The 10,629-nt window shown below is 71.4% G+C and carries 10 protein-coding genes; 7 read left to right on the plus strand and 3 right to left on the minus strand.

Annotation, left to right across the window (positions count from 1 at the left end; translation table 11 throughout):
• Window positions 1–15: 15 nt before the first annotated feature.
• A complete protein-coding gene (locus VGN74_RS13520) occupies window positions 16–1,479 on the minus strand; it encodes a sodium:alanine symporter family protein (RefSeq protein WP_327449062.1) in 1,464 nt (487 codons plus the stop codon).
• 160 nt (window positions 1,480–1,639) lie between these two features.
• On the opposite strand from VGN74_RS13520, the gene VGN74_RS13525 reads away from it, so the two are divergent.
• Window positions 1,640–2,854, plus strand: coding sequence for a cation:proton antiporter (locus VGN74_RS13525; protein ID WP_327449064.1), 1,215 nt, complete (start codon window positions 1,640–1,642; stop codon window positions 2,852–2,854).
• A gap of 14 nt (window positions 2,855–2,868) precedes the next feature.
• On the opposite strand, the gene VGN74_RS13530 is transcribed toward VGN74_RS13525, so the two are convergent.
• Window positions 2,869–3,387, minus strand: coding sequence for a 3D domain-containing protein (locus VGN74_RS13530; RefSeq protein ID WP_327449066.1), 519 nt, complete (start codon window positions 3,385–3,387; stop codon window positions 2,869–2,871).
• A 100-nt stretch (window positions 3,388–3,487) separates the two neighbouring features.
• On the minus strand, window positions 3,488–4,417 hold the full coding sequence (gene gcvA / locus VGN74_RS13535; RefSeq protein WP_327449068.1) for a transcriptional regulator GcvA: 930 nt from the start codon (window positions 4,415–4,417) through the stop codon (window positions 3,488–3,490).
• A gap of 87 nt (window positions 4,418–4,504) precedes the next feature.
• On the opposite strand from gcvA, the gene VGN74_RS13540 reads away from it, so the two are divergent.
• The 6 genes from VGN74_RS13540 (at window position 4,505) to VGN74_RS13565 (ending at window position 10,627) form a co-directional block, all read left to right on the plus strand.
• Complete coding sequence (locus VGN74_RS13540) at window positions 4,505–5,167, plus strand: phosphoribosylanthranilate isomerase (RefSeq protein ID WP_327449070.1); 663 nt, start codon at window positions 4,505–4,507, stop codon at window positions 5,165–5,167.
• A complete protein-coding gene (gene trpB / locus VGN74_RS13545; protein ID WP_327449072.1) occupies window positions 5,164–6,378 on the plus strand; it encodes a tryptophan synthase subunit beta in 1,215 nt (404 codons plus the stop codon). Before VGN74_RS13540 ends, trpB begins: the two co-directional genes overlap by 4 nt.
• Before the next feature lie 161 nt (window positions 6,379–6,539).
• A complete protein-coding gene (trpA, locus tag VGN74_RS13550; protein ID WP_327449074.1) occupies window positions 6,540–7,370 on the plus strand; it encodes a tryptophan synthase subunit alpha in 831 nt (276 codons plus the stop codon).
• An 11-nt stretch (window positions 7,371–7,381) separates the two neighbouring features.
• Window positions 7,382–8,269 (plus strand): acetyl-CoA carboxylase carboxyltransferase subunit beta, encoded by an 888-nt coding sequence (locus tag VGN74_RS13555; RefSeq protein WP_327449076.1) that lies wholly within the window; start codon window positions 7,382–7,384, stop codon window positions 8,267–8,269.
• 154 nt (window positions 8,270–8,423) lie between these two features.
• A complete protein-coding gene (locus VGN74_RS13560) occupies window positions 8,424–9,341 on the plus strand; it encodes an alpha/beta hydrolase (RefSeq protein WP_327449078.1) in 918 nt (305 codons plus the stop codon).
• A gap of 8 nt (window positions 9,342–9,349) precedes the next feature.
• A complete protein-coding gene (locus VGN74_RS13565) occupies window positions 9,350–10,627 on the plus strand; it encodes a folylpolyglutamate synthase/dihydrofolate synthase family protein (protein WP_327449080.1) in 1,278 nt (425 codons plus the stop codon).
• Window positions 10,628–10,629: the final 2 nt, after the last annotated feature.

Here is a 10,629-nt window from a genome sequence, read left to right on the forward strand (position 1 = left end):
CGAGGTTTCTCCGGGTCAGTCGTGGTCGCGCCCGGCTGTCTTTTCCCCGCGCGCCAGGGCGAAGACGATGCCGGACAGGGCGGCCAGGGCGATCAGGTTCGGCAGGGCCATGGCGGCGTTGGCGATGTCGCCCATGCGCCAGACGAACTCGATCTGCTGGAAGGCGCCGACGACGATCATGGTCACCCACAACAGACGCCACGGAATGGCGACCTTGCTGCCGAACAGGAAGGTCGCCGCCCGCTCGCCGTAGTAGCTCCAGGTGATCAGGGTCGTGAACACGAACAGGATCAGCGCCACCGAGACCAGCAGCACCCCGAAGGACTGGCCGAAGATGGTCTGCGGGAAGGCGGCGCCATAGGCCGCGAGGGTCATCTCGAAGCCGCGCAGGTCGGAGTTCCAGACGTGGTCGACCGTGCCCGAACCCGCCGGGAAGCTGCCCTGCACCGTCAGCAGCACGAGGCCGGTCATGGTGCAGATGATGATGGTGTCGATGAAGGTGCCCATCATGGCGAAGCGGCCCTGGCGGGCCGGGTCGTCGGTGCGGGCCACGGCGTGGGCCATCGGGGTCGAGCCCTGGCCAGCCTCGTTGGAGAAGAGGCCGCGGGCCACGCCGGCGCGGATCGCCAGCATGATGCCCGCCCCGACGAAGCCGCCGGTCGCCGCGGTGCCGTTGAAGGCCCCGTCGAAGATCAGGGCGAAGGTCTGCGGGATGTCCTTGTAGTTGATGATGATGGCGACGAGGGCCAGCAGGATGTAGGCGGCGGCCATCACCGGCACGACCTTCTCGGCCACGTTGCCGATCGACTTGATCCCGCCGATGATCACCACGAACACCAGCACGGCGACGATGACCCCGGCCATCCATTCCTCAACCCCCGACAGGGCGGTGATGGAGTCGGCGATCGAGTTGGCCTGGATCATGTTGCCGGTGGCGATCGCCGAGAACAGGGTGCCGATGCAGAACAGGATCGCCAGCCAGCCCCACGACTTGCCCAGACCCTTGCGGATGTAGGTCATCGGGCCGCCGCGCCAGTTGCCGTTCTCGTCTCGGTCGCGGAACCGGATGGCCAGCGAGCCTTCGGCGAAGGCCAGGGCCATGCCGATCAGGGCGGTCACCCACATCCAGAACAGGGCCCCGGGGCCGCCGAGGGTGATGGCCGTGGCCACCCCCGCCAGATTGCCGGTGCCGACCTGGCCCGACAGGGCCGTCGACAGGGCGGCGAAGGGCGAGATCTCCCCGGACTCAGACTTGTCCTTCCTGAACAGGCCGGCGAAGGCCTCGCCCAGCTTGAGCAGCGGATAGAACCGCAGCCCGATCATCATCCACAGGCCGACGCCGAGCAGGATGACGACCATGGGCGGGAAGGGAATAATCTGGGCCCCTTCCCACTGACCGATCCAGATGAAGTCGCTGACGTTGGTGACCTTCGCGTAGAAGGCCTCGACGCCCTGCGGCGCCCCGGTGGTGGTGGTCATGAAGATTGGCGTCCCCTCGTACGCAAAACGGCGGACACCTTAACCGTGTCGCTCCGGCCTTGGCGAGTCCGGCCTGTGCAGGCAGGCGTGGTCGGCTGTCGCGGGTGACGGCGCGGGTTGCGCGTGGCAAACCGGCCAGCCGGGAAGGGGAGGGCGACCGATGGGCCATACGGTGACGATCACGGAGCTGTTCCTGATCGCCATGCTGATCATTTTCGCCGCGCCGTATCTGGTTTGGCGGGTATTCCGGACCGACTACTGGGCCCCGCTGGTGGTGGTCCAGATCGTGGCTGGCATCCTGCTGGGGCCGGGCGTGCTGGGGGCCGTGTTCCCCGACTACTACGCCTTCGTCTTCCGGCCCGAGGTGATCCAGGCCCTCAACGGCGTGGCCTGGTGGGCGGTGATGATGTTCGTCTGGGTCGCCGGGGTCGAGCTGGACCTGCAGGAAGCCTGGCGGCGCAAGGCGGAGACCGGCGTCACGGCGGGCCTCGCCCTCGCCACGCCGCTGCTCTTGGGCGCCGGGGCGGCGCTGATCCTGCTGGCGACCGGGGACGGCTGGGCCGGGGCGGAGGGCGAGACCTGGCAGGTGGTGCTCGGCATCGGCATGGCCTGCGCCGTCACCGCCCTGCCGATCCTGATCCTGTTCATGGACAAGCTGGAGATCCTGCGCCGCCCGCTGGGCCAGCGGGTCCTGCGTTACGCCTCGCTGGATGACATCGCCATCTGGGGCGTGCTGGCGCTGATCCTGCTCGACTGGGAGCGGGTCGGGCGGCAGGGCGCCTTCCTGATCGGCTTCACCGTCGCCGCCATGGCCATGCGCAGATTGATGCCGCGTCTGGTCGAGCGCGACCGCTGGTTCGTCTCCTTCATCTGGCTGGCGCTCGTGGGGCTCGTCGCCGACTGGGCCGGGCTGCACTACATGGTCGGCGCCTTCCTCGCCGGCGCCGTGCTCGACGCCCGCTGGTTCGACCAGAAGCGCATGGACGAGTTCCGCGACACCGTCCTGATGACGGTGATGCCGGTATTCTTCCTGTCCACCGGGCTAAGGACGACGTGGGACGTCGGCGGCGTGGCGGTGTTCGGGGCGGCGGCCCTGCTGCTGCTCGCCTCGGTCGGCGGCAAGCTGGCGGGCGTTCACCTGGCCGGGCGGCTGCTCAAATGGGCGCCGGGCGAGGCCGCCGTGATCGGCTGGCTGCTGCAGACCAAGGCGCTGATCATGATCATCTTCGCCAACATCCTGCTGGACAAGGGCATCATCACCAGCGGGACCTTCACCGCCCTGCTGCTGATGGCGGTGGGCTCGACGATGCTCACCATCCCGATGGTCACGCCCCGGCTGAGGCGGTCGGCGGATCTGGCGGGGAAGGACGGCTGAAGCCTGCTTCCGGCCTATTCCCAGTCGGGCGGGCAGCCCTCGAAGCGGCCCGCCTCGACCACCGTCAGGGTCTGCATGTTCAGCGGCATGACCGGCCGCATCGAGGCGCGGCCGTGGCCGGTGAAGAGGTCGATCTTGGCCCCCTTGATCGCGCCGCCGGTGTCCGAGGCGTACCAGAAGCCGTCGTGGGTGCGGCCGTCGGGCAGGGGCAGGCCGACCGTCTCGCGGATGAACAGCCGGGTGCGGCGCGGCACATGGTTCGGGTCGACCGCCACCGTGCGCAGGGCGATCGGCCGGCAGCCGAGCGAGTCGTTGCCCGTCGCCCCGCCACCGCCGGCGTGATAGAGCCGCGCCGACAGCCGCCAGTCCGGCTCTTCCGCCATCAGCGCCTCGGCTTCGACCGACAGGGCCGCCGTCGCTTCCGCCTCGGCCGCCAGCACCTCGGTGTAGGGCACAGGCCCGGCGGCGGACCCGGGGTCCGACGTCAGGGCGAGCGACCACAGCAGGGCCAGCGCGGCGACGGCGTTCAGCACGATCTCTTGCTCTCGGCGGCGCCGTCCCCAACCGCTGACGGCGCACCGGACGATAGGGCGGCCTGGGGCGAAAATGGGGCGCCGCGGCAAGCCCTTGAGTTTACAACTGATCGAGTCCGTCGGTGTGGTCGATGGCCTCGCGCCGCAGCCACGCGGCGAGGGACTCGGCCGGGCGCGGCAGGGTCCGGTCGCGCCGACGGATCAGATGGTAGGCATAGCCGACCGCCTCGCTGCCATCGGCGAAGGGCGCGACCAGCCGCCCGGCGGCGAGGTCGTCCTGGGCCAGGGCGCGCCGCGCCAGCGCCACGCCCCGTCCGGCGATCGCCGCCTGGATCAGCAGGGACGAGTCGTTGAACCGCGAGCCGCGCCGCGGGTCCGGGTGGCGCACGCCGCGCGCCTTCAGCCACATGGGCCAGTCGGGCCGCCCGACGTCATCGTCGACGGCGGCGTCGTGCAGCAGCGGGTGACGGACAAGGTCGGCCGGCGTGCGGAGCGGGGTCTCGCCGCCCAGCAGGGCGGGGGCGCAGACCGGCAGCACCGCCTCGCGCATCAGCAGCTCCTCGACCATGCCGGCGTAGCCGCCGGGGCCGTAGCGGACGGCGAGGTCGATCTCGCTCTCGGCCAGATCGGCCGGCTCCATGTCGGCGCTGATCCACACCTCGACCTCGGGGTGGGCGTCATGAAAGGCGTCCATGCGCGGCAGCAGCCATTTGGCGGCGAAGGCGGGTGGAACGCTGATCGCCACCTGGCGCCGGCGATTGGGGGTGCGCAGCAGGGCCGAGCCGTCCATCAGCCGCTCGAAGCCCTCACGCAGCACCGGGGCGGCGGCCCGGCCGAGGTCGGTCAGGGCGAGGCCGCGCGGCTCGCGCCGGAACAGGGGGCCGCCGACCAGATCCTCCAGCAGCTTGATCTGCTGGCTGACGGCCCCGGGCGTGACGGCCAGCTCGTCCGCGGCGCGGGAGACGCTGAGGTGGCGGGCGGCGGCCTCGAAGGCGCGCAGGGCGTTGAGGGGCAACAGGCTTCGGCTCATGCCGTTAGAAATCCTGAAAGCGGTCCCGACGCAACCGCGACGCGTCGCGCCTTGACCGCGCGGGCCTTTCGGGCGTGAAGACAGGCCATGACTCGCGCCAAGATCTGCGGCCTGAAGACGCCCGACGCGCTGGACGCCGCGCTTGCCGCCGGGGCGGCCTTCGTCGGGGCCGTGACCTTTCCCAGGAGTCCGCGCCACATCGCCCCGCTGGCGGCGGCGACCCTCTACGCCCGGGCGCGGGGGCTGACGCAGGTGGTGTCGCTGCTGGTCGAGCCCGACGACGCCCTCGTCACCGAGATCGCCCTGATCCTGAAGCCGGACCTGATCCAGCTGCACGGTCATGAAAGCCCCGCGCGGGTCGCCGAGGTGCGGCGGCTGTCGGGGGCGGGGATCATCAAGGCCCTGCCGGTGTCGACGCCGGACGACCTGACGGCCGCGGCCGACTACGCCCCCGTCGTCGACTATCTGATGTTCGACGCCCGCCCGCCGGCCGGTTCGACCCTGCCCGGCGGGGTCGGGGCGCGCTTCGACTGGACCATGTTGCAGGGGCGCTCGTTCGACCGGCCGTGGTTCCTCGCCGGCGGTCTGACCCCGGACAATGTCGGCGAGGCCATTCGTCTCACCGGGGCGCCCCTGGTGGACGTCTCCTCTGGCGTGGAAAGCGAGCCCGGTGTTAAGGACCCCGGCCTGATCGCCGCCTTCATGGCGGCGGTCGACGCCGCCTCCTCGCGGCAGGGATACATGCAGTGAACGCCATCCTCCCCAACACCTACAGCTGGCCCGACGCCGAGGGCCGTTTCGGCCCCTACGGCGGGCGCTTCGTGGCCGAGACGCTGATGCCGCTGGTGCATGAGCTGACCGACGCCTACGCCGCGGCCCAGGCCGACCCGACCTTCCAGGCGGAGCTGGACCAGTACCTCGAGCACTACGTCGGCCGGCCCAGCCCGCTGTACCTGGCCGAGCGCCTGACCGAGCACTTCGGGGCCGCCAACATCTGGTTCAAGCGCGACGAGCTGAACCACACCGGCGCGCACAAGGTGAATAACTGCATGGGCCAGATCCTGCTGGCCATGCGCATGGGCAAGACCCGCATCATCGCCGAGACCGGGGCCGGCCAGCACGGGGTGGCGACGGCTACGGTCTGCGCCCGCTTCGGTCTGCCGTGCGTGGTCTATATGGGCGCCACCGACGTCGAGCGGCAGAAGCCCAACGTCTTCCGCATGAAGCTGCTGGGCGCCGAGGTGGTGCCGGTGACCTCGGGCCGGGCGACCCTCAAGGACGCCATGAACGAGGCGATGCGGGACTGGGTGACCAACGTCGAGGACACCTACTACCTGATCGGCACGGCGGCGGGGCCGCACCCCTATCCGGCCATGGTGCGCGACTTCCAGAGCGTGATCGGGCGCGAGGCCCGGGCCCAGATGCTGGCGCGGCGCGGCAAGCTGCCGGACGCCTGTGTCGCGGCCATCGGCGGCGGCTCCAACGCCATCGGCCTGTTCCATCCCTTCATCGACGACGCCGGCGTGCGGCTGATCGGCGTCGAGGCCGCCGGCCACGGGCTAGACGGCCCGGACCACGCCGCCTCGCTGCAGGGCGGCCGCCCGGGCGTGCTGCACGGCAACCGCACCTATCTGCTGCAGGACGACGACGGCCAGATCCTCGAGGGCCACTCGATCTCGGCCGGGCTCGACTATCCGGGCATCGGGCCGGAGCACGCCTGGCTCAAGGACATCGGCCGCGCCGAGTACCGCGCCGCCACCGACAAGGAGGCGCTGGCGGCGTTCCAGCTGTGCTCGAAGCTGGAGGGCATCATCCCGGCGCTGGAGCCCAGCCACGCCCTGGCCCGCGTCGGCGAGATCGCCCGCGAGATCGGCAAGGACGGCGATGTAGTGCTGAACCTGTGCGGCCGCGGCGACAAGGACATCTTCGCGGTGGCCGAGCACCTCGGGGTGGAGCTGTGAGGGCCGTCGTTTTCTCCTCCCCCGCAAGGCGGGGGAGGGGGACCGCGAAGCGGTGGAGGGGGCGTGATCAGGCGCCTTCGCTGGCCTTCGCCCCCTCCACCATGCTGCGCATGGTCCCCCTCCCCCGTTCCGCTGCGCTTCCCGGGGGAGGAGAGTAAGTCATGACCACATCCCGTATCGACGCCCGCTTCGCGGCCCTGGAGGCCGAGGGCCGCGCCGGTTTCGTCGCCTATGTCATGGCCGGCGATCCCTCGCGCGACGCGGCGCTGGAGATCCTCAAGGGCCTGCCGGCGGCCGGGGCCGACATCATCGAGCTGGGCTTTCCCTTCTCCGATCCGATGGCCGAGGGGCCGCCGATCCAGCGCGCAGCGCTGCGCGGCCTGAAGGCCGGGCTGACGCTGAAGGGCACGCTGGAGCTGGCGCGCGCCTTCCGGGACGGCGAGGCGGACACCCCCCTGATCCTGATGGGCTATCTCAACCCGATCGAGAGCTACGGCTACGAGGCCTTCGCCCGCGACGCGGCGGCGGCGGGGGTGGACGGGCTGATCGTGGTCGATTGCCCGCCGGAAGAGGCCGGGCCGCTGACCGACGCGCTGGACGCCCACCAGGTGTCGCTGATCCGGCTGGCCACGCCGACCTCGGACGACGCGCGGCTGAAGATCATCGCCGAACGCACCTCGGGCTTCGTCTACTATGTCTCCGTCGCCGGGGTGACCGGGGTGAAGGAGGCCCAGGCCCTGTCGGTGGCGCCCGCCGTCGAGCGGGTGCGCCGCGCCTCGGGCCTGCCGGTGGCGGTGGGCTTCGGCGTCAAGACGCCCGAACGCGCCGCCGAGATCGCCCGTGTGGCCGACGCCGTGGTGGCCGGCTCCGTGCTGGTCGACGAGGTCGCCGCGGCGCTGGAGGCCGGCGAACCGGCCCCGGCGCGCGTGCTGGCCAAGGTCAGGGCCCTTTCCGACGCCGTGAAGGGTGCGCGCGTCGGCGAAACCGTCTAAAGGGCCGCGCCATGGCCGATAAGTCCCCTCAGGAACCCAAGCGCGGCGGCTGGCTGAGCCGCTTCGCGCCGGGCGTGCGCAAGATCGTCAGCCGGCGCGACACGCCGGACAATCTCTGGGTCAAGGACCCGGACACGGGCGAGATGATTTATCGCTCGGACCTGGAGGCCGCCCTGTGGGTGACGCCCTCGGGCCGGCACATGCGCATCGATGCCCCGACGCGCCTGCGGTACACCTTTGATGACGGGGCCTATGAGCCGGTCGAGACGCCGGACGTTCCGGAGGACCCGCTGAAGTTCTCGGACGGCAAGCCCTACCGCGATCGCCTCGCCCAGGCGCGCAAGGCGGCGGGCCGCAAGGACACCATGGCCATCGGCGTCGGCGAGATCGCCGGCGAGTCGGCCGTGGTCATCGTGCAGGACTTCAGCTTCATGGGCGGCTCGCTGGGCATGGCCGCCGGCGAGGCCTTTATCCGCGCCGCCGAGACCGCCATCGCCCGCGGCCTGCCGCTGGTCTGTTTCACCGCCGCCGGCGGCGCCCGGATGCAGGAGGGCGCGCTCAGCCTGATGCAGATGGCGCGCACCACCCTGGCGATCGACGAGCTGAAGCGGGCCCGGCTGCCCTATGTGGTGGTGCTGACCGACCCGACCACCGGCGGGGTGACGGCGTCCTACGCCATGCTCGGCGACGTGCATCTGGCCGAGCCGGGCGCCCTGATTGGCTTCGCCGGCCCGCGCGTGATCGAGACCACCATCCGCGAGAAGCTGCCCCCCGGCTTCCAGCGCGCCGAGTATCTGCAGGAAAAGGGCATGGTCGACCGCGTCGTCGCCCGCCCGGAGCTGCCCGAAACCCTCGGCCGCATCCTGTCCGTGCTCACCGGCGGCAAGCGGGCGGCGTAGGCTGCTTTTCTTTGCGGCGCGACTTGCAGTGAATCAGGCGAAGGGGCCTCTGTTGCCACCGCGACGGACGCCGGGCTGACGTGCGCCGTGTCCGGAGACTTCGCCCTGGGTCGCCGGCCAGGGCTCGCCATCAAGCAGCCGAGGGAAACCGGGGATGATGCAACGAGTTCTTGCAGGCGTGGCCACGCTGGGCGTTGCACTCGCCCTCTGCGTCGATGTCGGCAGCGCCGCGGCGCAGGCGTCGTTCGTCCGCAACCAGATCTATCCGGCTCCGACCGAGCCCCTGTCGAGTGTCGATGCGCCGGGCGGCGCCGAGCTGATCGAGGTCGAGGCCGCGGACGGCCTGCGGCTGAAAGGACTCTGGGCCCCGGGCGCCGCCGAGCGGCCGATCATCGTTCTGATGCATGGCAATGCTTTCAGCGCGCGGGAGGCGGTGGACTGGTTCGCCCCGATCATCGACGCCGGCTTCGGCGTGATGGCTGTCGAGTACCGGGGCTACTCCGCGAACCCCGGGACACCTGACGAGGCCGGACTGGCCCTCGATGCCGACGCCTTCCTGTTACTGGCGCAGACGTTCGCCCGGGGTTCGGGGGACGCGGGCGCCGATGCCCGGCCGGTCTGGATCGTCGGTCACAGTCTGGGCGGCGGCGTCGCCATGGGCCTGGCCGAGCGTCACCCGCCCGAAGTCCTCGTCACCATCGGCACCTTCACCCGCATTCGCGACCTGGTTCCGGCCCTGATCCGCAGCGCCGTACCGGACGCCTATCGCAACATCGACCGGGCCGAGACGACCCCGGCGCCCTGGTACCTTGTGCATGGGCAGGCCGATACGGTCATCCCGGTAGACCATGGGCAGACCCTTCACGCCGTTGCGGGCCGCGCCGGTCGCGCCGGCGCGGGCGTCTTCATCGCCAACGGGCGACACAATCCGAATGCCCGAACGTTGCTGGCGATCCTAGAGGCCATTCGCACCCGGCCTTCCGGCGGCAGCCCCTCCAGCGACGCCTTGCCGTCGGGCGTGCGTGTGATTCCCTTCGGCGAGGACGCGTCGTCCCTCGATCGACAGCCCTGAGGCGACGGATGGCTGATGCCATCTCCGACCGTCTGCGCGCGCGGCATCCGCAGCGGATCGACCTGTCGCTGGACCGGATGCGCGCCCTGTGCGCGGCGCTGGGGGATCCGCAGGAGCGGCTGCCCCCGGTGGTCCATGTGGCCGGCACCAACGGCAAGGGCTCGACCGTCGCCTTCCTGCGCGCCATGGCCGAAGCGGCGGGTCTGAGGGTGCATGTCTACACCTCGCCGCATCTGGTGCGGTTCAACGAGCGCATCCGGCTGGCCGGCGAACTCATCCGGGATGATCAGCTGAACGCCATCCTCGACCGCATCGAGGCGGTCCCGGGCGAGGCCACCGTGTTCGAGAGCACCACGGCGGCGGCCTTTCTGGCCATGGCCGAGACGCCTGCCGATCTGGCCATCATCGAGGTGGGGCTGGGCGGGCGGCTGGACGCCACCAATGTCCTCGCCCGGCCGCTGCTCAGCGTCATCACCCCGGTGGATGTCGACCACGCTGAATTCCTGGGGCCGGACGTCGCCACCATCGCCGGGGAGAAGGCCGGCATCCTCAAGGCCGGGGCGCCGGCGGTGGTCGCCCGTCAGGCGGAGGCGGCGCTGGCGGTGATCGAGGCGCAGGCCGCGGCCGTGGGGTCCCCCCTGACGGTGGTGGGCCGTGACGCGGACGCCTGGGCCGAGCGCGGCGGTCTGGTGGTTCAGGCCGGCGACCGGCTGCTGGACCTGCCGGCCCCGGCTTTGGCGGGGGCCCACCAGATCGACAACGCCGGCGTGGCGGTGCTGGCGGCGCTGGAGCTGGGGCTGCCCGAGGCGGCCATCGCTGACGGGCTGCAGCGCGCGGTCTGGCCGGCGCGGATGCAGCGGCTGACGGCTGGCCCGTATGGCGCGCAGGCGGCGGCGGCGGACGCTGAGCTGTGGCTGGATGGCGGGCACAATCCGCACGCCGGCGCGGCGCTGGCGCGGGTGCTGGCCGACCGACAGGCCCGGGTGCCCCGACCCACGGCCCTCATCGTCGGCATGCTGGCGAACAAGGACGCCGGCGGCTTCTTCGACGCCCTGGCCGCCAGTGGCGCGCACGTCTTTACGGTTCCGTTCGAGGGGACGGCGGCGGACCCGGCGGCGCTGGCGGCCGTGGCGCGCGGGCGCGGGCTTGGGGCCCAGCCCACCGGCTCGGTCAGCGAGGCGCTCGACCTGGCCCTGCGCCTCGGCGCCGGGCGGGTGGTCATCTGCGGCTCGCTCTACCTCGCCGGCGAGGTGCTCGGGGCCGATCCGGAGACCTGGCCCCGCTGAGC

Source organism: Brevundimonas sp., from assembly GCF_035998205.1.
Classification (GTDB): domain Bacteria; phylum Pseudomonadota; class Alphaproteobacteria; order Caulobacterales; family Caulobacteraceae; genus Brevundimonas.

Excerpts from the sequence above, each read along its gene's own strand:
- VGN74_RS13520 (WP_327449062.1), bottom strand. The coding sequence starts at position 1,479 with ATGACCACCACCACCGGGGCGCCGCAGGGCGTCGAGGCCTTCTACGCG.
- VGN74_RS13525 (WP_327449064.1), top strand. The coding sequence starts at position 1,640 with ATGGGCCATACGGTGACGATCACGGAGCTGTTCCTGATCGCCATGCTG.
- gcvA (WP_327449068.1), bottom strand. The coding sequence starts at position 4,417 with ATGAGCCGAAGCCTGTTGCCCCTCAACGCCCTGCGCGCCTTCGAGGCC.
- VGN74_RS13540 (WP_327449070.1), top strand. The coding sequence starts at position 4,505 with ATGACTCGCGCCAAGATCTGCGGCCTGAAGACGCCCGACGCGCTGGAC.
- trpA (WP_327449074.1), top strand. The coding sequence starts at position 6,540 with ATGACCACATCCCGTATCGACGCCCGCTTCGCGGCCCTGGAGGCCGAG.
- VGN74_RS13555 (WP_327449076.1), top strand. The coding sequence starts at position 7,382 with ATGGCCGATAAGTCCCCTCAGGAACCCAAGCGCGGCGGCTGGCTGAGC.
- VGN74_RS13560 (WP_327449078.1), top strand. The coding sequence starts at position 8,424 with ATGATGCAACGAGTTCTTGCAGGCGTGGCCACGCTGGGCGTTGCACTC.
- VGN74_RS13565 (WP_327449080.1), top strand. The coding sequence starts at position 9,350 with ATGGCTGATGCCATCTCCGACCGTCTGCGCGCGCGGCATCCGCAGCGG.